19 protein-coding genes are annotated in these 20,543 nt (G+C 69.2%); 10 read left to right on the top strand and 9 right to left on the bottom strand.

The window, feature by feature from the left end; all coding sequences use genetic code 11:
• Positions 1 to 41: 41 nt before the first annotated feature.
• Positions 42 to 803: a DUF4191 domain-containing protein gene (locus tag AR539_RS10105; RefSeq protein WP_066435694.1), complete on the top strand. Its 762-nt coding sequence runs from the start codon at positions 42 to 44 to the stop codon at positions 801 to 803.
• Between the two features lie 144 nt (positions 804 to 947).
• Positions 948 to 1,310 carry a DUF3817 domain-containing protein gene (locus tag AR539_RS10100; protein WP_231728561.1) on the top strand — a complete coding sequence of 121 codons (363 nt, stop codon included), beginning with the start codon at positions 948 to 950 and terminating at the stop codon, positions 1,308 to 1,310.
• Between the two features lie 257 nt (positions 1,311 to 1,567).
• On the opposite strand, the gene AR539_RS10095 is transcribed toward AR539_RS10100, so the two are convergent.
• Positions 1,568 to 2,005, bottom strand: coding sequence for an RDD family protein (locus AR539_RS10095; protein WP_066435688.1), 438 nt, complete (start codon positions 2,003 to 2,005; stop codon positions 1,568 to 1,570).
• Between the two features lie 297 nt (positions 2,006 to 2,302).
• Here AR539_RS10095 and glnA (AR539_RS10090) point away from each other — a divergent pair, with 297 nt between their 5' ends.
• Together glnA (AR539_RS10090) and AR539_RS10085 are read left to right on the top strand one after the other, a co-directional pair.
• Positions 2,303 to 3,727, top strand: a complete 1,425-nt coding sequence (glnA, locus tag AR539_RS10090; RefSeq protein ID WP_066435685.1) for a type I glutamate--ammonia ligase — start codon at positions 2,303 to 2,305, stop codon at positions 3,725 to 3,727.
• Positions 3,728 to 3,875: 148 nt separating this feature from the next.
• Positions 3,876 to 5,444, top strand: coding sequence for a hypothetical protein (locus tag AR539_RS10085; protein WP_066435683.1), 1,569 nt, complete (start codon positions 3,876 to 3,878; stop codon positions 5,442 to 5,444).
• A gap of 15 nt (positions 5,445 to 5,459) precedes the next feature.
• On the opposite strand, the gene AR539_RS10080 is transcribed toward AR539_RS10085, so the two are convergent.
• Genes AR539_RS10080 through glnA (AR539_RS10065) form a run of 4 tightly spaced genes read right to left on the bottom strand, consistent with a single transcriptional unit; the run spans position 5,460 to position 10,827 of the window.
• Entirely contained in the window at positions 5,460 to 5,975 is a 516-nt protein-coding gene (locus AR539_RS10080; RefSeq protein ID WP_066435680.1) for a GNAT family N-acetyltransferase, read from the bottom strand.
• 51 nt (positions 5,976 to 6,026) lie between these two features.
• A complete protein-coding gene (locus AR539_RS10075) occupies positions 6,027 to 6,443 on the bottom strand; it encodes a VOC family protein (RefSeq protein WP_066435675.1) in 417 nt (138 codons plus the stop codon).
• Between the two features lie 22 nt (positions 6,444 to 6,465).
• Positions 6,466 to 9,477, bottom strand: a complete 3,012-nt coding sequence (locus AR539_RS10070) for a bifunctional [glutamine synthetase] adenylyltransferase/[glutamine synthetase]-adenylyl-L-tyrosine phosphorylase (protein ID WP_066435670.1) — start codon at positions 9,475 to 9,477, stop codon at positions 6,466 to 6,468.
• Between the two features lie 9 nt (positions 9,478 to 9,486).
• A complete protein-coding gene (glnA, locus tag AR539_RS10065; RefSeq protein ID WP_066435667.1) occupies positions 9,487 to 10,827 on the bottom strand; it encodes a type I glutamate--ammonia ligase in 1,341 nt (446 codons plus the stop codon).
• Positions 10,828 to 11,126: 299 nt separating this feature from the next.
• Between glnA (AR539_RS10065) and panB the strand changes: the two genes are divergently transcribed.
• The 3 genes from panB to AR539_RS10050 all read left to right on the top strand — a co-directional run bounded on the left by panB (position 11,127) and on the right by AR539_RS10050 (position 13,449).
• Positions 11,127 to 12,053: a 3-methyl-2-oxobutanoate hydroxymethyltransferase gene (gene panB / locus AR539_RS10060; RefSeq protein ID WP_066435665.1), complete on the top strand. Its 927-nt coding sequence runs from the start codon at positions 11,127 to 11,129 to the stop codon at positions 12,051 to 12,053.
• Between the two features lie 193 nt (positions 12,054 to 12,246).
• Positions 12,247 to 12,642, top strand: coding sequence for an SHOCT domain-containing protein (locus AR539_RS10055; RefSeq protein WP_066435663.1), 396 nt, complete (start codon positions 12,247 to 12,249; stop codon positions 12,640 to 12,642).
• Positions 12,643 to 12,678: 36 nt separating this feature from the next.
• On the top strand, positions 12,679 to 13,449 hold the full coding sequence (locus AR539_RS10050; protein ID WP_066435654.1) for an MBL fold metallo-hydrolase: 771 nt from the start codon (positions 12,679 to 12,681) through the stop codon (positions 13,447 to 13,449).
• Positions 13,450 to 13,486: 37 nt separating this feature from the next.
• On the opposite strand, the gene AR539_RS10045 is transcribed toward AR539_RS10050, so the two are convergent.
• A complete protein-coding gene (locus AR539_RS10045) occupies positions 13,487 to 15,523 on the bottom strand; it encodes a phage holin family protein (RefSeq protein ID WP_082699291.1) in 2,037 nt (678 codons plus the stop codon).
• A 101-nt stretch (positions 15,524 to 15,624) separates the two neighbouring features.
• Complete coding sequence (locus AR539_RS19345) at positions 15,625 to 15,792, bottom strand: SPOR domain-containing protein (protein WP_128081649.1); 168 nt, start codon at positions 15,790 to 15,792, stop codon at positions 15,625 to 15,627.
• A 69-nt stretch (positions 15,793 to 15,861) separates the two neighbouring features.
• On the opposite strand from AR539_RS19345, the gene map reads away from it, so the two are divergent.
• The 3 genes from map (at position 15,862) to AR539_RS10030 (ending at position 18,396) form a co-directional block, all read left to right on the top strand.
• Positions 15,862 to 16,740 (top strand): type I methionyl aminopeptidase, encoded by an 879-nt coding sequence (gene map / locus AR539_RS10040; protein WP_066435652.1) that lies wholly within the window; start codon positions 15,862 to 15,864, stop codon positions 16,738 to 16,740.
• A 90-nt stretch (positions 16,741 to 16,830) separates the two neighbouring features.
• On the top strand, positions 16,831 to 17,634 hold the full coding sequence (gene ppgK / locus AR539_RS10035) for a polyphosphate--glucose phosphotransferase (protein ID WP_066435650.1): 804 nt from the start codon (positions 16,831 to 16,833) through the stop codon (positions 17,632 to 17,634).
• 3 nt (positions 17,635 to 17,637) lie between these two features.
• Positions 17,638 to 18,396, top strand: coding sequence for an SDR family oxidoreductase (locus AR539_RS10030; protein ID WP_066435647.1), 759 nt, complete (start codon positions 17,638 to 17,640; stop codon positions 18,394 to 18,396).
• 90 nt (positions 18,397 to 18,486) lie between these two features.
• Here the strand turns inward: AR539_RS10030 and nrdR are convergent, their stop codons facing one another.
• Together nrdR and hisD are read right to left on the bottom strand one after the other, a co-directional pair.
• The gene (nrdR, locus tag AR539_RS10025; RefSeq protein ID WP_066435645.1) at positions 18,487 to 18,978 is read right to left on the bottom strand and encodes a transcriptional regulator NrdR; all 492 of its coding nucleotides are present in this window, start codon (positions 18,976 to 18,978) and stop codon (positions 18,487 to 18,489) included.
• 90 nt (positions 18,979 to 19,068) lie between these two features.
• The gene (gene hisD, locus AR539_RS10020) at positions 19,069 to 20,472 is read right to left on the bottom strand and encodes a histidinol dehydrogenase (RefSeq protein ID WP_066435642.1); all 1,404 of its coding nucleotides are present in this window, start codon (positions 20,470 to 20,472) and stop codon (positions 19,069 to 19,071) included.
• Between the last annotated feature and the right edge of the window lie 71 nt (positions 20,473 to 20,543).

Genomic DNA, 20,543 nt, shown 5'->3' with positions numbered 1-20,543 from the left:
CGTCCGGCCCTTTCCTGTCCATCACGTAGAATTAAGGCACTATGGCGACTTCCCCTGACTCCAGCAACTCCACTCCGGCTTCCGACGCTCCCAAGCGCGGCCTCTTTTCCCGTAAGCCCAAGGTGGCCAAGGTCAAGAAGCCGAGCCGCCTGAAGCAGATCCGCGAGGTCTTCCAGATGACCCGCGAGCACGACCCGATGGTGCCGTGGCTGATGCTGCTGGCGTTCCTCGGCGTCATCGCAGTCAGCTTCCTCATCGGATTCCTGCTGGATAACTGGATCACCGGCCTTATCATCGGCATCCCGCTGGGCCTCCTGGCGGCAACGCTGATCCTGTCCCGCCGGGCCGAGCGGGCCGCCTTCGCCCGGATCGAGAACCAGCCCGGCGCCTCCGGTGCTGCACTGGGCACGCTCAAGCGCGGCTGGATCGTCGAAGAGCAGCCGGTCGCCGTGAACCCGCGCACCCAGGACGCCGTCTTCCGCGCCATCGGCCGTCCCGGCGTCGTCCTCGTCAGCGAGGGCCCCAGCACCCGCGTCAAGCCGCTGATCGACGCCGAACGCAAGCGGCTGGCACGCATCCTGCCGAACGTCACCATCCACATCATTGAGACCGGCCGCGGTGAGGGCCAGGTCCCCATCAGCCAGGTCTCCAAGAAGATGACGAAGATGAAGAACGAGCTCACCAAGCTCGAGGTCAGCACGGTCTCCAAGCGCATCTCGTCGCTCGGAAGCCGCCTGCCCATCCCCAAGGGCATCGATCCCTACAAGGCCCGCCCGGACCGCAAGGCAGCCCGCGGCCGCTAGGCAGCACCTTTAGATGACCAGGACGCCCCGGTAACCGCCTTTCAGGGCTGGCCGCCGGGGCGTTTCCTTTGCCCACGAACTTCCTTTACGTCCCTACGTCCATTACGTCCCTGAGTCCCGCCGGGACAGAACCGGAGGCCACCTGTGAAACTGCCATCGACCCCTGCCATGATCCGCATCTTCCGGATCCTTGCCGTCGCCGAAGCCTTCAGCTGGGCCGCCTTGCTGGTGGGCATGTTCCTCAAGTGGGTCACCAAGACCACGGAGCTCGGCGTGGAGATCGCGGGCCCCATCCACGGGGCGTTCTTCATCGGCTACGGCATCGCGGCCCTCAGCCTGTGGGGCATGCAGCGCTGGCCGTTCCGGGTGGCGCTGTTCGCCGGGCTGTCCGCGGTCTTCCCGTTCGCCACCGTCTGGTTCGAGCGCTGGGCGGACCGCCGCGGCTACCTGACACCGAAGACCAGCCAGGACACGTCCACCCCGGCCCAGGAAACGGCCGGCGTCTAGTCACACGTGGGCCGGCACGCGCCGGCCACACGTCGTCGAATTACCGCAAATGGCCGCTATACCGTGTGGGTTAGCGGCCATTCGTGGCAAATGGGTGAGGGCCCCAGCTATTCGGGCGGGGTTAGCGGCCATTCGTGGCAAATGGACGGGGCTCCGGCGCCCCGCAGCGACCCAGATGCCGCCGACTCACCACAAATGGCCGCTATCCGGGGTGGTCTAGCGGCCATTCGTGGCAAACGGGTGAGGCTCCGGCGCTGCTACATCCGGACCAGGACGGTGTTCACGGCCTTGTCGTGCAGTCCGCGGTGGTCCGGGTCGAAGATGACGGCGGGGATCACGAGGCACAGCAGCAGGCTGCGGACCAGGGCCGGCACCGGGCCTGCAGGGCCGCCGCCCAGGCGGATGACGTGGATCCCCATGATGCGGTGGCCGATGCTGTAGCCCAGCGTGCCCACCAGCAGCGCCTGCTCCACGGCGAAGACAGCCAGGGTGGCCCAGGGGTTGCCGGCGAAGGCGTAGTTGCTGATCAGCAGCGCGATGCCCCAGTCAATGCAGATGGCCACGATGCGCCGTCCGGCCCGGGCAATCGAGCCCGGACCGGACTCGGGCAGGCCCAGGCGTTCCCCCGGGTACTTCGAGATGCCGGATGTGTCCGGCCCGCTGAGCCATGAGCCTATGTCTTTACGATCAACCACCTATCAAGACTATCGGGAATCCCGGCCTTCCAGCGCTGACCAGAGTGTGGACATCCGGAGGCCACACTCTGGTCACGGATAGGCCACGTTGTGGACAACGACTACCGTTTACATGTCAGGGCATTCTGTAACCTGCCGGAAACAAAGCGGACACCATGGGGAAATCCCGTGTCCTTAGAGTGGTAACAGTTGCTGGCGGCATAGGAGCGGGGCAGACCTTTGTGTTTTCCCCGCTGTCGGACTGCGCTGGACCACACGGCCTGACGGCCAGATCTTTCACATGCATAAGGAGCATAGATGTTCAAGACTGCGGACGAAGTCCTCAAGTTCATCAAAGACGAAGACGTTAAGTTCGTCGATATTCGCTTCACCGATCTTCCCGGCGTTCAGCAGCACTTCAACGTGCCCGCCAAGAGCGTTGACGCGGACTTCTTCGTCCATGGCCAGCTCTTCGACGGTTCGTCGATCCGCGGCTTCCAGGGCATCGCCGAGTCGGACATGCAGCTCATCCCGGACGTCACCACCGCGTTCCTCGACACGTTCCGCATGGAGAAGACCCTTGCGTTGAACTTCTCGATCGTGAACCCCCGCACGGGCGATCCGTACCACCGCGACCCCCGTGGCGTGGCCGAGAAGGCTGAAGCCTACCTCGCCTCCACCGGCATCGCCGACACCGCGTTCTTCGCCCCCGAGGCCGAGTTCTTCGTGTTCGACAACGTCCAGTACCAGTCCTCCCCGCAGGGCAGCTTCTACAAGATCGACTCCGAGGAAGCACACTGGAACACCGGCCGTGAGGAAGAGGGCGGAAACCTCGGCTACAAGACCCCCGTCAAGGGCGGTTACTTCCCGGTCTCCCCCACCGACAAGCAGGCCGACCTGCGCGACGCCATGTGCATCGCCCTGGACGAGGCCGGCCTTGAGGTCGAGCGCAGCCACCACGAAGTCGGTTCCGCCGGCCAGGCTGAGATCAACTACAAGTTCACCACCCTGACCCACGCCGCTGATGACCTGCAGAAGTTCAAGTACGTCATCAAGAACACCGCGGACGCCTGGGGCAAGTCGGTCACCTTCATGCCGAAGCCGGTCTTCGGTGACAACGGCTCGGGCATGCACTGCCACCAGTCGCTGTGGAACGGCGGCGAGCCGCTGTTCTACGACGAGAAGGGCTACGCCGGCCTGTCCGACACCGCCCGCTGGTACATCGGCGGCCTCCTGAAGCACGCCTCGGCAGTGCTGGCCTTCACCAACCCGACGGTGAACTCCTACCGCCGCCTGGTGAAGGGCTTCGAAGCCCCGGTCAACATGGTCTACTCGCAGGGCAACCGCTCCGCCGGTATCCGCATCCCGATCACGGGCTCCAACCCGAAGGCCAAGCGCATCGAGTTCCGCGCTCCGGACCCCTCGTCCAACCCGTACCTGGCGTTCGCTGCCCAGCTGATGGCCGGCATTGACGGCATCCGCAACCGCATTGAACCCCCGGCTCCGATCGACAAGGACCTCTACGAGCTCCCCGCCGAGGAAGCCAAGGACATCCCCAAGGCTCCGGGCACGCTCGAAGAGGCACTGGATGCCCTGGCTGAGGACAACGAGTTCCTGCAGGCCGGCGGCGTCTTCACCCAGGACCTGATCGACACCTGGATCGAGTACAAGTACGAGAACGAGATCCGTCCGCTCTCGCTGCGCCCGAACCCGTACGAGTTCGAGCTGTACTACGGCGTCTAGTCACCACCGGCCTTCCCCGACTGAATGCCCGACGGCGGCCCCCACCCTTTGCGGTGGGGGCCGCCGTCGTTAACGGGAGCGAATTCTCTTGTAGCATGTGTCCTGAGTCCCTTCCGGTCACGGCAAGGGCATTCTTTTGGGGGAAAAATTGAAGAGATCTCTGACGCGCGCGGCTTCAGCCGTCGGTGCCGCCATCATTCTGTCCACCGTCGGCCCCGTCGGTCCCGCCCAGGCTACCGAAGCGTGCTGGGACACCAGTGTTGGGACGACCTGCCGCGACTACGGCGAAAGCGCCGCAGGCCGCGCCACGGTCCGGGCAGCGGAACATCCGACCTTCGCGGGCATCCTCAAAATCGGGCAGATACTCACGTCCACTCCCGGCGTGTGGCTGGGCGCCGGAGGCTTCGGAACCGACGCGCTGAAATACCAGTGGCTGCGCGACGGTGTCATCATCCCCGGAGCCGTCGGGGAAACCTACGAGATCACGGAGTCCGACGACGGCCGCTCCCTGGCGCTGCGCGTGACCGCCTCCGACGAGGGGGTGAAGGACGGTGTGGAGACCACCCTGCCGTCCCCTAGGGTCAGCGGGACCAACACGACCGTGTACACCGCCCGGCCCGGCATCACCGGCGACACTCCGGCCGTGTGGGGCTGGACGAGGGTCGGGGCCACGCTGGAGGTTAGTAATCTGGGGACCTGGTCGCCCAACTGGATGACGGTGAGGCTGCAGTGGCAGGCTGACGGTGTGGACATCGCGGGAGCCACCAGCAACTCATACACGATCAGGGCCGCGGACCTGGGCAAGACCGTCACCCTCAAGGTGACCGGCACCTCGATGGGTGTGCCCAGCGTATCCATGTCGAACACAGCCACCCCCGTCACCCCCGGCTTCATCCATCCCCCCTCAGAAATGTGGCTGTCCGGCGGGGACAGGGTCGGCAACACTCTCAGCGTGGAACCCCTCCAGTGGTGGTCCGCCGGCGGCGAACTCATAACCTTTCTTTACCAGTGGGAGCGGGACGGCCAGGCGATCGCCGGGGCCACCGCAAGCACCTATACCATCGTGGCCGCCGACAGCGGGCACTGGATCCGGGCCGGTGTCACCGCCACGGCGCCGGGCTACGCACCGAACACCCAGACGTCGCTGTACACCGACGTCCTCGATGCCGATGGAGGCCGTGGCGAGGTGGACCCCAGCGGCCAGCCTGCCCCTGCACCGGTCCCGGAACCGGCGCCGGTTCCGGAACCGGACCACAACCCGGCACCCGCCGAAGAGGAATCCCCTGCCTCCACGGCAGGGGCACCCGCTCCGCAGGCCCCCGCTCATCAGTCAACAGCTGTTCAGCCGCTGGCCCGGACTCTCCCCGCGCGGAAGTTCCTGGCGCCGCCGGCCGGCAGCAGCGAAGGCCAGCGCCAGGCCGTAGCGCCGGTGCAGGCTGCCGCCGTCGGGACCGCCGCCCTTGCCGAAACAGCTGCCGCCCCGACGGAACCGGCCGCTGCGGACCCGGTGCCCGCCGCCACGGCAAGCCCCTCACCCTCGCCATCGGGTTCGTCCGGACCGGCCGCCACGGCCACGCAGGCGGACGCCACCGGCACCTTCAATCCGGTGCCGGCCTTCTTCACGATCGCCGGTGGCCTGATCGCCGCCGGCCTGCTTTGGGTCATCAGGCCGCTGCGTGCCTCGGCGCTCAGACTTGTGGGCCGGAAAGTCCCCTAGGACCCGGCCGTCCGTTCAGAACGGCCGGTACATGGTGCGCTGCGGGCCGGCGTCGCCGCCGAGGTACCGGCCGCGGTCCTCGAACCCGGCCTTCCGGTACGCTGCCTGCCCGGCGGGGTTCTGCTCGTTGACCGAAAGCACGACGCCGGTCTGGCCGCCGCCGAGGGCTGCCGTCAGCTTCTCCGCGGCGCGCACGGCGGCGTCCGCGGCCAGGGCGCCCAGGCCTTTGCCCTGGTGCCGGCGGTCGATCAGGAAACCGCGCAGCAGCCAGACCGAGCCGTCGTCCGGCCAGCCGGCCAGCGTCGCGGCCCCTTCCTGCAGCGTCAGTACGCCCACTGCGGCTCCGTCGGCGTCAATGGCGTAGGGGTGCCGGGATTCTTCCTCCAGCCCGATCAGCGCCATCCGCAGCGGCTCGCCGACGAACCTGCGCTGGTCCTCGGTGACTTCGAGCCCGGCGATCTCCCCCAGCTTGATGGCGCGGGCGTCGGGGTCGAGGTTGTTCAGCGGCAGCAGCCACACGTGTTCAGCCATATACGAAGCCTACCGACGACGGCGGGTGCCCGTCCGGGCGCTCCCGTAGGCTCAGAGCGCGGCGTCCTTCGGGGGTCCCGCAGGGTCCATCCAGAACACTTCCCAGAGGTGTCCGTCCGGGTCCTGGAAGCTGTGGGTGTACATAAAGCCGTAGTCCTGGGCTTCCTCGGACGGCGCCCCGCCGGACGTGAGCGCCTTCCGGACCAGTTCATCGACTTCTTCCCGGCTGTCCAGGGAAACGGACATGATGACCTCGGCGGCGCCCCTCGCGTCCGCGACGGATTTCGACGTGAAGGTCTTGAAGTACCCCTCGACCAGCAGCATCACGAACGCGCTGTCATTGACGATCATGCAGGTGGCGTTCTCGTCGGTGAAGTCGGGATTGAAGGAGAACCCCAGGGCGGTGAAGAATTCCACCGTCTTGTCGAGGTCTTTGACGGGCAGGTTCACAAACAGTTGTCTGGCCATGCGGCCAAACCTAGCACCGCACTTACTGGCCGTAAAAGACCCGTTCGAACACGCCCCGGGCCCGCCGGCTCAGCCGCAGGTAGTCCTCCTCGAGCTCTGCGGCATTGCCCTGCCCGTAGCCGCACCAGCGGGCCACCGCCTCCAGGTCGCGGCGGGAGGACGGCAGGAGGTCGGAGGCCCGGCCGGTCCAGATCACGTTGGCGGAGCGGATCCGGCTCGCCAGGCGCCAGGCCCGGAGCAGGATCTCCACATCGGCTTCTTCCAGCAGTTCCAGTCCGGCAGCGGCTTCCAGCGCCTCCACCGTGGAGGTGGTCCGGAGTTCCGGATGCCGGCCGGCGTGCCGCAGCTGCAGCAGCTGGGCCAGCCACTCGACGTCGCTTAGTCCCCCGCGGCCCAGCTTGAGGTGGCGGGCAGGATCCGCTCCGCGCGGCAGGCGCTCCGACTCCACCCGCGCCTTGACCCGGCGGACCTCCCGCACGTCCTGCTCGGACAGGGCCTCGGGGTAGCGGATGGGCTCGATCAGGGCCACGAAGTCGGCGGCCAGCCCGTCGTCGCCCGCCATGGGCCGGGCCCGCAGCAGCGCCTGCGCCTCCCACACGAGCGACCAGCGCCGGTAGTACTCGGCGTAGGATTCCAGCGACCGCACCATCGGTCCGCTCTTGCCTTCGGGCCGCAGGTCGGCGTCGACCATCAGGACGCGTTCGGCGAGGATGGCGGGCTTCAGCGGCTGGGTCAGCAGGGTGGAGAGCCGGCCCACGATCTGCAGCGCCTGCTGCTGGGCCTCGTCCTCGGGCACGCCCGGAAGCCCGCGGTGCACGTACATCACGTCGGCGTCCGAGCCGTAACCGATCTCCCGGCCGCCCTGCCGGCCCATCGCGACCACCAGCACGTGCGTCTTGAGCGGCTCCTCGGCCGTGACAACGTTTTCGGCCACGCGCAGGGCGCCCAGCACCGCGGCGCGGTCCGTGTCGGCCAGCGCCGCGCCCACCTGGTCCTGGTCCAGGAGCCCCGCGCTGTCCGCGATGGCGATGCGCAGGATCTCGCGGCGCCGGATCAGCCGGATCAGCCGCATGGCACTCTCCGGGTCCGCGTGGCGGGACATTTTGGAGACAATCTCGAGCCACTGCGCCTCGAACGTCAGGGGCACCAGGTCCTTGTCCGAGCCAAGCCAGGCCACGGATTCGGGCGACACCTCCAGCAGGTCGGCGATCAGCCGGGAGTTGGACAGCACGTGGCACAGCCGCTCGGCCGCCGCCGTCGAGTCCCGGAGCAGGCCGAGGTACCAGTGGGTGGTGCCGAGCGCCTCGCTGACCCGGCGGAAGGCCAGCAGGCCGGCGTCGGGGTCCACGCCCTCGGCGAGCCAGCCGAGGAGGACCGGGAGGAGCTGGCGCTGTAGCGCGGCGCGCCGGCTGACCCCGGCGGTCAGCGCCTCGATGTGCCGCATCGCGCCGCTCGGATCGAGGTAGCCCAGCGCGGCGAGGCGCCCCTGGGCTGCTTCCGGGCTGAGGCGCGCCTCCTCGCTGCTGAGCGCCGCGGCGGTGTTCAGCAGCGGGCGGTAGAAGATGCGTTCGTGAAGTTCGCGGACGGAGCGTTTGGTCTTGCGCCAGGCCTCCACCAGGGCGTCGGGCTTTGGCCGTTCGCTGGAAAAGGGCCCCAGCACGGCCTTGGCGAGGGACCGCAGCGACTCCTCCCGGACGGGCATCAGGTGCGTGCGGCGCAGCTGGAAGAGCTGGATCCGGTGTTCGAGGAGCCGGAGGTAGCGGTAGTCCCGGTCAAACTCGGCGGCGTCGGAGCGTCCGATGTAGCCGCCGGCGGACAGCGCGGCGATCGCGGAGGTGGTGTCGCGGCAGCGCAGGGTTTCGTCGGACTTCCCGTGCACCAGCTGCAGCAGCTGGACGGTGAATTCGACGTCACGCAGTCCGCCGCGGCCCAGCTTGATCTGCCGCTGCTCCTCGTCGGCGGGGATGTGCTCGGTGACGCGGCGGCGCATGGAGCGGACGGACTCCACAAAGCCCTCCCGGCCCGCGGATGACCAGATCAGCGGCGCGACGGCGGCCTCGTACCGGGCGCCGAGCTCGGCGTCCCCGGCGATGGTGCGGGCTTTGAGGAGGGCCTGGAACTCCCAGCTCTCGGCCCAGCGGGCGTAGTAGCTCTCGTGCGAGGCCAGCGTCCTCACCAGCGGCCCCGACTTGCCCTCCGGTCGGAGGTTGGCGTCCACCTCCCAGAGCCCGGGTTCGCGGCCCACGGACATGATCGCCCGGGAAATGCCCGAGGCGAGGGCCGTGCCGATCGTGTTGGCGCGCGGGTCGTCGAGGTCGCCGGACTCGATCACGTAGATGACGTCGACGTCGGAGATGTAGTTCAGTTCGCGGGCACCGCACTTGCCCATGCCGATCACGGCCAGCCCGACGGCGGCCACCTCGGCGGCGCTGAACTGCTCGGCAGCTTCGGCGCGGGAGACGGCCAGGGCCGCCTCGATCGCGGCACCGGCGAGGTCCGCGAGTTCGGCGCCGGCGGCGGGCATAAAGTCCAGCGGGTCGGCGGCGCAGAGGTCCTTGACGGCGAGGTCCACCAGCCCGCGCCGGTACTCCGTGCGCAGGGCCGCGTAGCCGTCCGGGCCGGTCAGGGCGGCCACCGGCCGGGCGGCTTTAGGGTCCGCCTGCACTGACTGGAGCAACCGGGCCCGCAGCGCGGCGGCGTCCGCGGCGCGCGGTTCCGGGCTGGCAGTCACCTCGAAGGCGTCCAGGTGCTCGGGGTGGCGGATCAGGAACTCCCCGAGTGCCTCCGAGGCCCCGAGCACGCGGTACAGCGGTTCGCTGCGCTCAGGGGCGGCGGCCGCGAGCGTCCGCAGGTCCGGGTGCTTCTCGATCAGCCGGACCAGGGACTGCAGCGCCGTGTCCGGGTTCGCGGCCAGCTGCAGCCCCGTGAAGAGGACGTCCTGGTCCAGGCCTTCCAGTTCGGGGGCCGCGAGGAACCGCTCGCCTTTCTCGAGGTCGCTGAAGCCGGCGGCTATGAGGCGGCGTGCCAGGCTCATGCGGGACGCCTAGAGGATGCCGAGGTTGCGCTGCAGCTCGTAGGGCGTGACCTGCAGGCGGTAGTCCTGCCACTCGGCCCGCTTGTTGCGCAGGAAGTGCTCGAAGACCTGCTCGCCGAGGATCTGCGGCATCAGCTCGGAGTCCTCCATGGTGCGGATGGCGTCGTGCAGGCTGGCCGGGAGCGGGTCGTGGCCCATGGCGCGGCGCTCGGCCGAGCTCAGCGACCAGATGTCGTCCTCGGCGGCGGCGGGCAGCTGGTAGCCCTCCTCAATGCCCTTGAGCCCGGCACCCAGGAGCACGGCGTACGCCAGGTACGGGTTGGCGGCCGAGTCGATGCCGCGGTATTCGATCCGTGCGGACTGCCCCTTGCCCGGCTTGTACAGCGGGACGCGGACCAGCGCGGAGCGGTTGTTGTGGCCCCAGCTGAGGTAGCTGGGCGCTTCGCCGCCGCCCCAGAGCCGCTTGTAGGAGTTCACGAACTGGTTGGTGACTGCGGTGAATTCCGGGGCGTGCTTCAGGATGCCGGCAATGAACTGCCGGGCGGTTTCGGAGAGCTGGAACTCGGCACCGGCCTCGTAGAAGGCGTTGGTGTCGCCCTCGAAGAGGGAGAAGTGTGTGTGCATCCCGGAGCCCGGGTGGGCCGTGAACGGCTTCGGCATGAACGTCGCGTAGGTGCCCTGCTGGAGGGCGACCTCCTTGATCACGGTGCGGAACGTCATGATGTTGTCCGCGGTCTGCAGCGCGTCCGCGTAGCGGAGGTCGATCTCGTTCTGGCCGGGGCCCGCCTCGTGGTGGCTGAACTCGACGGAGATGCCCACCGATTCGAGCATGGTCACGGCGGTGCGGCGGAAGTCCTGGGCGACGCCGCCGGGCACGTGGTCGAAGTAGCCGCCTTCGTCCACGGGCACCGGGGAACCGTCGGGGCCGGGGTGCTGGGACTTCAGCAGGTAGAACTCGATCTCGGGGTGGGTGTAGCAGGTGAAACCCATGTCCGCGGCCTTGGCGAGGTTCCGCTTGAGCACGTTGCGGGGGTCCGCGGCGGAGGGTTCGCCGTCGGGCGTCAGGACGTCGCAGAACATCCGGGACGTTGCTTCCGTCTCGCCGCGCCACGGCAGGATCTGGAAGGTGGCCGGGTCGGGCTGGGCCAGCATGTCGGATTCGAAGACACGGGCGAGGCCTTCAATCGAGGAGCCGTCGAACCCGAGGCCCTCCTCGAACGCTCCTTCGACCTCGGCCGGGGCAAGCGCCACGGACTTCAGCGACCCCACGACGTCGGTGAACCACAGCCGCACAAACCGCACGTCGCGCTCTTCGATTGTCCGCAGGACAAACTCTTGCTGGCGGTCCATACTGGCCTCTTTCCGGTTCTTTCGTCCGTGCCCCGGGGCCGCACCGACTCCCGTCAGGCATGATCCCGCAGCTGCTCAGGGTTCACTTTACTAATCATTGCGGGCGATTGCTGGAGGGGCCGACTCACGTAACACAGCGTTAACATAAAGTCCCCCGCCCCGCCGCCCGGGAGCGGCAGCTGCGGACCTGCCGCGACGTCCGCCGCGGACGGCACCCGCGCCGGGGTGTGACGTGATTCACCGGCCCGCCGGCTGGGGCCCGGTAGCTAGTACGCGCGGTGTCGCACTACGCTCGTGCCATGGCCATGAGCAAAAGCCCCGATTCCAGCACGCCCGCAGACGAAGTGCCGGCCCCCTACGGCACCGGCCCCGCCGCGGCCGTTCCCCAGCAGCCGGGCGCCCCGGCCGCGGGCCCCGAGGCGCGGAAGCCGGTGGCAAAGATCCGCACCCACCACCTGCGCCAGGCCAAGCTCAACGGCGAGCGCTTCGCCATGCTGACCGCCTATGACCAGTACACGGCGGAGATCTTCGACCAGGCCGGCATCGAGGTGCTCCTCGTGGGCGACTCGGCCTCGAACAACGTGTTCGGCAACGAAACCAGCCTGCCCGTCACCGTGGACGAGCTGCTCCCCCTGTGCCGCGCCGTCACCCGCTCGGCCAAACGCGCCCTGGTGGTGGCGGACCTGCCCTTCGGCAGCTACGAGGTCTCCGCGCAGCAGGCCGTGGCCACCGGGGTGCGCTTCCTCAAGGAAGGGCTCGCCCATGCGGTCAAGATCGAGGGCGGCAAGTTCTACGCCGACACCGTCCGGGCCATGGTCCAGGCCGGGATTCCCGTCATGGCGCACATCGGCTTCACCCCGCAGAGCGAGCATGCCCTCGGCGGCTACCGCGTCCAGGGACGGGGCGACGACGCCCGGCGGCTGATCGAGGACGCCGTGGCCCTGGCTGATGCGGGTGCGTTCTGTGTGCTGATGGAAATGGTTCCGGCGGACACCGCGGCGGCCGTGGACGCCGCCGTCGACGTCCCCACGGTCGGCATCGGCGCCGGCAACGCCACCACCGGCCAGGTGCTGGTGTGGCAGGACATGGCGGGCCTGCGCGGCGGCAGGATGGCAAAGTTCGTCCGGCAGTACGCGGACCTGCGCTCCTCCCTGAGCGATGCCGCGAAGGCCTACGGCGACGACGTGCGGTCCGGCCAGTTTCCCGGCCCCGAACACTCCTTCTAGGGTCGCAGCGGCCCGGTGAGGCCCCGCAACCCCGGCGAGTCATCCTTGACGAAGGATGTGCCACCCCTCCAGCCCGGGCAGGCTGACCACTAGAGACCCGCACCAGGGGCTCGGCAAATGCTCCGCCGTTCCGGACGGTTCCGCGCCTGAGGCGACGGTCCGGCCGACGGCGGGCACTAGTGGAGGAGTAGCGATGGACTCACTAACGACTGACTTCTGGGATATCCTCCTGTGGAGTTTTTGGTTCTTCATCTGGATCTCCGCGCTGATGATCTGGTTCCGCTGCCTGTTTGACCTGTTCGGCGACCCGGAGCTCAGCGGCTGGGGCAAGGCCGGCTGGGCGATCCTGCTGATCTTCCTCCCCTGGCTCGGCGCACTGATCTACCTTATCGCCCGGGGCCGCAGCATGGCCCGCCGGCAGATGGCCGCCGTGGCCGAGCAGCAGGCCGCCCAGCAGGAATACATCCAGCAGGTCGCCGGCAAAGGCACGTCCCCCGCATCCCAGATCGCCGATGCCAAGGCCCTGCTTGATTCCGGCGCCATCAACCAGGCCGAATTCGACTCGCTCAAGGCGAAGGCCATGGCCTGACCCGGTCCCTGCCGGGCCACCCGCCGTAGACCGTTCATGAGATTCACCTGGCTGGGCCATTCGTCCGTGGTCCTGGACCTGGACGGGGTCCGGGTCCTCACCGACCCTCTGCTGCGTCCCCATGCAGGGCTGCTGCGGCGCCTTGCACCCCGGCCGGACCCGGCCTCATGGAGCCGTCCCGACGTCGTGCTCCTCTCCCACCTGCACCACGACCACGCCGAGCTCCGCTCCCTCCGCATGCTGGAGGGGGCGGCCCTCATGAGCGCGCCGGAGAATGTCGCCTGGCTGCGCCGCCGCAGGCTGGCGGACACGGTTCCCCTGGATGACGGCTGGGCGGCGGCAGGCGCCGGGGTGGAGGTCCGCCAGGTGCCGGCCGAGCACCACCACCGGCCCATGCCCCACCGCCCCAACGCCGCCCACGGCCACCTGGTCCGGGGGCCCTCCGGCACCGTGTGGTTCGCCGGCGACACGGGACTGTTTCCGGGGATGGCCGCGATGCCCGCCCTGGCCGGGGGCCCCATCGACGTCGCGGTGGTTCCTGTGTGGGGGTGGGGGCCCAGGCTCTCCGCGGGACACCTGAACCCCGAGACCGCAGCCCGGGCCGTGGCACTGAGCGGCGCACGGTTCGCCATCCCGGTGCACTGGGGAACACTGCATCCGCCGCTGGTGACCCGCTTCGCCCGGAGCTGGCTGGAGTTGCCCGGGGAGCGGTTCGCCAGGGCGGTGGCGGACCAGGCTCCCGGCTGCACGGCCGTCATCCTCGCCCCCGGCGAAGCGTGGGCGGCACCCGCGGGCAGCGGGCCCTGAACCGGCTGGACCTTCCCGCAGGGTTTCCGGGAGCAGCCTAGGACGGGACGTCCCGCAGGGCGGCCCGCTGGCCGGACGCCTCAAGCATCTTGACGAGGACGCGGTGGAGCTGGTCGGCGCCTTCGATCCGTTCGGGCAGGTCCGCCATGAGGTCAGCGGGGCCCAGCAGGACGGCGCGGTCCTGCCATCCGCCGAGGCCGCCGTGGGACCCCACCAGGCCCTCGAACGCCGCAACATCGCCGGTCACGGGGTCGAAGGTGCTGTTGACGTACAGGTCGGGCGCTTCGGGCAGCAGCAGCGCGCGCCCGAGCACCCGGGCCGCGTGCGGGCCGTAGGCGGCCAGCGGGTCCTCGCCCTCCACCGCACCGCCGGCAATATCGGAACGGCCGCGGGGACCGATTGCCCAGGCGCGGCCGCCGTCGTCGATGCCGGCAACGAACCCGATGCCGGGGTGGGCGGCCAGGCCGGGAACCAGGGCCGGCCACTCGCGGGCCAGGGCGTCCAGCGTCCAGCGCCGCTCCCCCCGGATGTACACCAGGCCCAGGTTGCCCGAGCCGAGCACGACGACGGGCTCCTCGGCAGTGTCCCCGGGCACCGGCGTCCGCTGGGCGCGGGCCAGCCCCTGGTTGGCCCGGACGGCCAGTTTGCCCGTCACCCCGCCGGAGGCAAGGTCACCGGCCAGGGAATCCGCGCGCCCCAGCCCTTCGACGGAGGCGTCCAGGTTCTGCACGTGCTCATCCATCAGGCCGGAACAGAGGTCCCCGAGGGTGACCCCGTACCGGTCGGCAAACGGGGTGCCCTGGGACTGGCCATGGTCCGAGAGCACCACCAGCCGGTAGCGGCGCGGAGCGGACGCTGCCAGCTGGGCCAGGGCGCCCAGGGCGCGGTCCAGGCCGTCCAGGGAAGCGAGGGCCTCGGGCCGGAACATGCCGGCATGGTGGGCGATCTCGTCATAGTCGACGTAGTCCACATAGATGCTTTTCGTGCCGCGGCGCAGCTCCTCCGCCACCAGGGCCGTGTTCAGGTCGCGCAGGAGGCTGTTGGTCACGGCCCGCAGCAGGGCGAACGTCCAGTCCCGGTGCACCCGCGGGTCGAGGTCGCGCCGGACCTGGCGCCGGGCCTGCCACCGCTCCTTGAGGATCTCCCCGACCGTCCGGGTAAAGCTGCGCATAAACCCCGAAGGCGAGTTGAAGAACCAGGCGAATGCCCGGCGGGTCTGGGTGGAGCCGCGGCTCACTTCAGCCCGGCTCATGGTCAGGAGGGAACGGGCCGCGTCCCCGGTGAACAGGTTGGAAATGGACACCCCGTCGTCGCAGAGCAGGCCCCGGCCGGTGCTGTGCCGGTCCTCGATCACGCGGGCGTCCGCGGGACGGTTGGCCACCAGGACCCGGTTGAGTTCGCGGTCGTACCACCGGAACGCCGGGATGCCGTCCACTGTGCCGTGCAGGATTCCCAGCTGGCTGGCCGGCGTGGTGCACGGCAGCTGCGGTGTCCATTCGCGCAGCCGGTAGTCCCCCGACGCCAGCCAGTGCCGGAGATGGGGCACGGCCCCGGACTGGACGGCCCACTGCAGCACCGGGAACGGGAGGCCGTCGAGCTGCACGAACAGGACGCCGTCGACCTCCGGGTCGGCGACTGTGGCCTTCCGGCGTGCCCTCCCGGCCAGCGAGGTGATGAGGCCGTCGTCGGTGCCCGCCGTAAAAGCCCACGAAATGACGGTGCCCACGCCGGCGCTGACCCAGGTGGCGGCCAGGGCGGTCCACCCCGTCGACTCGATGCCGGGCACCAGGCGGATCGCTGCATACATGATCACGGCCTGCCCGAGGAGGGCGGTGAGAAGCACCGCCACCCAGCCCACCCTGGCCGAGACCTCCACCAGGGCCGGGCGCAGGGCCAGGCCTACGATGCCGGCCGCTGCTGCCACCGCGGCATAGGACCACCAGCTCGCCGCCGAGAATCCCGGCAGCAGCGCACCCGTAATGATGAGGGCAACGGTCGAGCCGGCCCAGGCAGCGCCGAGCCGGGCCAGGTCGGTGATTCGGACGCCGCGGGTGCGGGGAACGCTCGTCGGCATTTTCCCAGTATGTCCGGCTGCGGCAGCCGGTCACTCATCCTCGCAGGGTGAGAATAACCAGGGCGGGAGGTCAGCCCCGGGCAGGCTCCACCCGGCGGGTGCTAGTCGTCCTCGTCGCCCTTCTCCCAGGACTCGTTGCGGGCCTTGACCTTCTCAAGGGCGTGCTCGGCTTCTTCCCGCGTCTTATAGGGCCCGATCAGCTGGCTCCAGTCGGACATCGCGTCCTCTTCCACCTCGTGGGTGTTGACGTTGTACCAGTACTCCGGCATCGATGCTCCTCCGCTGATGTTTTTGGCGTTTGTTTAATTGCCTTCGGCATCGCCTTATATGATCAATCTATGCCTTCCATCGCCTCGACTGCACCCATCGGCACCCTTGTCCCGGGAACAGTCAGTCCGCAGCTTTCCGTTCCGGCGTCCATCCCGCGCCCCGAATACGTGGGCAAACCCGGACCGGCCAAGTTCACCGGCTCGGAGGTCAAGACGGCGGAAACCATCGAACGGATCCGCATCGCCTCGAAGATCGCCGCGCAGGCCATCGTCGAGGTCGGCAAGCACATCCAGCCCGGGGTCACCACGGACCAGCTGGACCGGGTGGGCCATGAGTTCCTGCTGGACCACAACGCGTACCCCTCCACCCTGGGCTACCGCGGCTTCCCCAAGTCGCTGTGTTCGTCCTTGAACGAGGTCATCTGCCACGGCATCCCGGACAGCACCGTGGTCCAGGACGGCGACATCCTCAACATCGACATCACAGCGTTTATCGGCGGCGTGCACGGCGACACGAACTACACCTTCCTCGTCGGCGACGTTGACGAGGAGTCCCGGCTGCTGGTCGAGCGCACGCAGGAGTCCCTGAACCGTGCCATCCGCGCGGTTGCCCCCGGCCGCGAGATCAACGTGATCGGCCGCACCATCGAGTCCTACGCCAAGCGCTTCGGCTACGGGGTGGTCCGCGACTTCACCGGCCACGGCGTGGGCGAGGCGTTCCATACCGGCCTGATCATCCCGCACTATGACGCGGCACCCGCCTACAACACGGTGATGGAGGCCGGGATGGTCTTCACGATCGAGCCCATGCTGACGCTCGGCACCGTGGACTGGGACATGTGGTCCGACGACTGGACAGTGGTCACCCGTGACCGCAAACGCACCGCGCAGTTCGAGCACACCCTGCTGGTTACCGAGTCCGGCGCCGAAGTCCTCACCCTCCCCTGATTCCCGCTTTACCCGAAGATCCCAGGTCTTCACCCGCCGGCCCTGGGCCGCACCCTGCCAGCCCCGCCCCCTGCCACGAACGGAACCACATTGGCCAAGAAGGACGAGAAGTTGAAGAAGAACGCCCCGCTGATCGGCATTGACATCGGCGGCACCGGGATCAAGGGCGGGATCGTCGACCTGAAAAAGGGCAAGCTGATCGGTGACCGGCTGCGCATTCCCACCCCGCAGCCCTCCACGCCCGAATCCGTGGCCGAGGTTGTGGCGCAGGTGGTTGCCGAACTGGACCGCCGCCCGGATGCACCCGCCCCTGACTCGCCCGTGGGCGTCACCTTCCCCGGCATCATCCAGCACGGCGTGGTCCACTCCGCCGCCAACGTCGACAAGTCCTGGCTGGAAATGGACATCGACGCCCTCCTGACCGCGCGGCTGGGCCGTCCGGTGGAGGTCATCAACGACGCCGACGCCGCCGGCCTCGCCGAAGCCCGCTACGGCGCCGGCGAATTCGTCAAGGGCACCGTCCTGGTCATCACGCTGGGCACCGGCATCGGTTCCGCCTTCATCTTCGACGGCAAGCTCGTTCCCAACGCCGAGCTGGGGCACCTGGAAATCGACGGGTTCGACGCCGAAACCAAGGCCTCGGCCGTGGCCCGCGAACGGGACGGCCTCAGCTGGGAGGAATACAGCGTCCTGCTCCAGCGGTACTTCTCCCACGTCGAGTTCCTCTTCTCCCCCGAGCTGTTCATCGTCGGCGGCGGCATTTCCAAGCGCGCGGACGAGTACCTGCCGCGCCTGCAGCTGCGCACGCCGATCGTCCCGGCGGAACTGAAGAACGACGCCGGCATCGTCGGCGCCGCGCTTGAGATCGCGCTGAAGCACAAACTGGCGAAGTAACCCATGGCTGCAGCGGCGCCCGGGGTGGTCATCGTCACGGGCGCAAGCCGCGGCATCGGCGCAGCCGTCGCGCTGCGGGCCGCCCGCGCCGGGTACGCCGTGGTGGTGAACTATGCCTCAGACGCCTCCGGCGCTGCCGCCACGGTGGAGCAGATCACCGCCGGCGGCGGCACCGCGGCGGCCGTGCAGGCGGACGTCAGCGACCCGGCCGCCGTCGGACGATTGTTCGATGCTGCGGCCGCGCTGGGAACGCTCACCGCCGTCGTGAACAACGCCGGCATTACCGGCGATCTGATCGGTCCCCTGGCGGAGGTCCCGCCCGCAACCGTCCGGCGCGTCCTGGACGTCAACGTCGCCGGCCTCGCCTACGTCTGCCAGGAGGCCGTCCGGCGGCTCAGCACCGGCCACGGCGGGGGTGGCGGCTCCATCATCAACATCTCCTCGACCGCCACCAAGGCCGGCTCGCCGGGCACCTGGGTGCACTATGCGGCGTCCAAGGGTGCCGTGGATGTGCTGACTGTGGGGCTTGCGGCCGAGGTCGCGGCGCAGGGCATCCGGGTGAACGGTGTGGCGCCCGGGAGCACCAAAACGGGACTGCACGCGGCCGCCGGCATGCCGGACCGGGTGGAGCGGCTGAGCCCCACCATTCCGATGGGCCGCGCCGCCGAACCGGACGAGGTGGCCGCCGCGGTGCTCTGGCTGCTCTCCGACGAGGCGGGATACATTACGGGGGCGGTGCTGCCCGTCTCGGGCGGCCGCTGACCTGGGCCGCCGGCTGTGGGCCACTGGTGGTGCCGGTGGTGGCTTCGGCTTCCCCTCCGCTGCCACCACCGGAGTCTGTAGGCCCGGGGGCTAGAGCGGGCTCTTCTGCTGGCTGGTGCCCTCGCGTCCCTTGGTCTCGGCCTCATGGCGGAGCAGGGAAATCGCGGATTCAAAGTCTTCAAGCGACTCGAAGGCCTGGTAGACGCTCGCGAAGCGCAGATACGCCACCTCGTCCAGCTTCTGCAGCGGGTTAAGGATGGCCAGGCCCACCTCGTGGGCATCGATTTCCGCGGCTCCCGCGGCCCGGATGGCCTCCTCGACTTCCTGCGCCAGCAGGGCAAGGTCGTCCTCGGTGACGGGGCGGCCCTGGCAGGCCTTGCGGACGCCGTTGATGACCTTGCTGCGGCTGAAGGGCTCGCCCACGCCGGACCGCTTGATCACGGTGAGGCTGGTGGTCTCGACGGTGGTGAAACGGCGGCCGCACTCGGGGCACTGCCGGCGGCGCCGGATGGCCGAGCCGTCGTCGGCAATCCTGCTGTCGACGACGCGGGAGTCAGGGTTGCGGCAAAACGGGCAATACATGTCGTTTTCCTTCCCTGTCCCAAATATTCGGCATCACGGCTCCGCCCTCAGTTTACGACTAGATGTAGCCGAATAACAAGCCTGTAATTACTACATGTTGTGGTCTGCGGCCCCGGAGAAGCGGGCGGTGACGGCCTCGCCGTGGGCCGGCAGGTCCTCTGCCCCGGACAGGCTGACGATGTGTCCGCTGACCTCCTCCAGGGCGGCCCGGGTGTAGTTGACCACCTGGATGGCGCGAAGGAACGTGGTGACGTTCAGCCCGGAGGAAAACGCCGCCGTGCCGCTGGTCGGGAGCACGTGGTTGGAGCCGGCGCAGTAGTCGCCCAGGCTGACCGGGCTGTAGTCCCCGACGAAGATCGCACCCGCGCTGCGGATCCTGCCCGCCACCGCGGCGGCGCCCGCCGTCATTATTTCCAGGTGCTCCGCGGCGTAGGCGTTGCAGGCCGCGATGCCCTGCTCCAGGTCATCCACCATGACGGCGCCCGACTGCGGTCCGGACAGCGCTTCGCGGACCCGTCCGCCGTGCTTTGTCGCGGCCGCCTGCCGGTCCAGTTCCGTCCGGACGGCGGCGGCGAGGTCCTCGGAGTCCGTGATCAGCACGGACGCTGCCTTGGGGTCGTGCTCGGCCTGGCTAATCAGGTCGGCGGCGACCAGGTGCGGCTGCGCGGTGGCGTCGGCCAGGATGGCAATTTCGGTGGTGCCCGCCTCGGAGTCGATCCCGACGACGCCCTTGACCAGGCGTTTGGCCGTCGCGACAAAGACGTTCCCCGGGCCGGTGACGACGTCCACCGGGTCCAGCCCGGCGTGGTCCCAGGCTGCCGGGATGCCGTAGGCAAAGGCAGCGATGGCCTGCGCGCCGCCGATCGCGTACACCTCGTCGATCCCCAGCAGGCACGCTGCGGCCAGGATGGTGGGGTGCGGCATCCCGCCGAAGTCCTTCTGCGGCGGCGAGGCAAGCGCAATCGACTCCACGCCGGCGGCGAGGGCAGGGACCACGTTCATGATCACCGAGGACGGGTAGACGGCCAGGCCGCCGGGAACGTAGAGGCCCACGCGCGCCACAGGCACCCAGTTCTGGCTGACCACGGCACCGTCACCAAGTTCGACGTCGGTGTCGGCCGGGCGCTGCGCGTCGGCGAAGCGCCGGGCGCGCCGGATGGACTCCTCGAGTGCCGCCCGCACGGCGGGGTCGAGGCCTGCCAGGGCCGCCGTCAGGGCTTCCGCGGGAACCCTCGGGTGCACCTGCTCCACGCCATCAAAGGTCCGGGCCAGTTCGCTGAGCGCCTCGAAGCCGCGGGCGCGGACCGCCCCGATGATGTCCAGGACTTTCTGCTCGGCGTCAGCCATGGTGCCGGGCTGCGCCCGGGGCACGGCGGCACGGAGTTCTGCGAGGGACAGGCTCCGGCCGCGCAGGTCGACGGTGCGGAAGTGCACGCCGGCGGGAGCCGGGGACGCGGTGGCGGCGGATGCGGTGCTGTCAGCTGTTGGGGTCACCCGTCCATTTTACGTGCCGCCCGCGGGTGCCCCGCGCGTGTTACTCCGCAGGCCGCTCCGCGGCCCGTTCT

Origin of the sequence: Arthrobacter sp. EPSL27 (genome assembly GCF_001512305.1) — a bacterium.
Classification (GTDB): Bacteria; Actinomycetota; Actinomycetes; order Actinomycetales; family Micrococcaceae; genus Arthrobacter.
Note: the sequence above shows the minus strand (reverse complement) of the source record. Positions and strands in the feature narration are given on the sequence as shown.

What these genes read in the sequence shown, in the direction of transcription:
- AR539_RS10105 (WP_066435694.1), top strand. Translation starts at nt 42, where the DNA reads ATGGCGACTTCCCCTGACTCCAGCAACTCCACTCCGGCTTCCGACGCT.
- glnA (WP_066435685.1), top strand. Translation starts at nt 2,303, where the DNA reads ATGTTCAAGACTGCGGACGAAGTCCTCAAGTTCATCAAAGACGAAGAC.
- AR539_RS10080 (WP_066435680.1), bottom strand. Translation starts at nt 5,975, where the DNA reads ATGGCTGAACACGTGTGGCTGCTGCCGCTGAACAACCTCGACCCCGAC.
- AR539_RS10075 (WP_066435675.1), bottom strand. Translation starts at nt 6,443, where the DNA reads ATGGCCAGACAACTGTTTGTGAACCTGCCCGTCAAAGACCTCGACAAG.
- AR539_RS10070 (WP_066435670.1), bottom strand. Translation starts at nt 9,477, where the DNA reads ATGAGCCTGGCACGCCGCCTCATAGCCGCCGGCTTCAGCGACCTCGAG.
- glnA (WP_066435667.1), bottom strand. Translation starts at nt 10,827, where the DNA reads ATGGACCGCCAGCAAGAGTTTGTCCTGCGGACAATCGAAGAGCGCGAC.
- panB (WP_066435665.1), top strand. Translation starts at nt 11,127, where the DNA reads ATGGCCATGAGCAAAAGCCCCGATTCCAGCACGCCCGCAGACGAAGTG.
- AR539_RS10055 (WP_066435663.1), top strand. Translation starts at nt 12,247, where the DNA reads ATGGACTCACTAACGACTGACTTCTGGGATATCCTCCTGTGGAGTTTT.
- AR539_RS10050 (WP_066435654.1), top strand. Translation starts at nt 12,679, where the DNA reads ATGAGATTCACCTGGCTGGGCCATTCGTCCGTGGTCCTGGACCTGGAC.
- AR539_RS10045 (WP_082699291.1), bottom strand. Translation starts at nt 15,523, where the DNA reads ATGCCGACGAGCGTTCCCCGCACCCGCGGCGTCCGAATCACCGACCTG.
- AR539_RS19345 (WP_128081649.1), bottom strand. Translation starts at nt 15,792, where the DNA reads ATGCCGGAGTACTGGTACAACGTCAACACCCACGAGGTGGAAGAGGAC.
- map (WP_066435652.1), top strand. Translation starts at nt 15,862, where the DNA reads ATGCCTTCCATCGCCTCGACTGCACCCATCGGCACCCTTGTCCCGGGA.
- AR539_RS10030 (WP_066435647.1), top strand. Translation starts at nt 17,638, where the DNA reads ATGGCTGCAGCGGCGCCCGGGGTGGTCATCGTCACGGGCGCAAGCCGC.
- nrdR (WP_066435645.1), bottom strand. Translation starts at nt 18,978, where the DNA reads ATGTATTGCCCGTTTTGCCGCAACCCTGACTCCCGCGTCGTCGACAGC.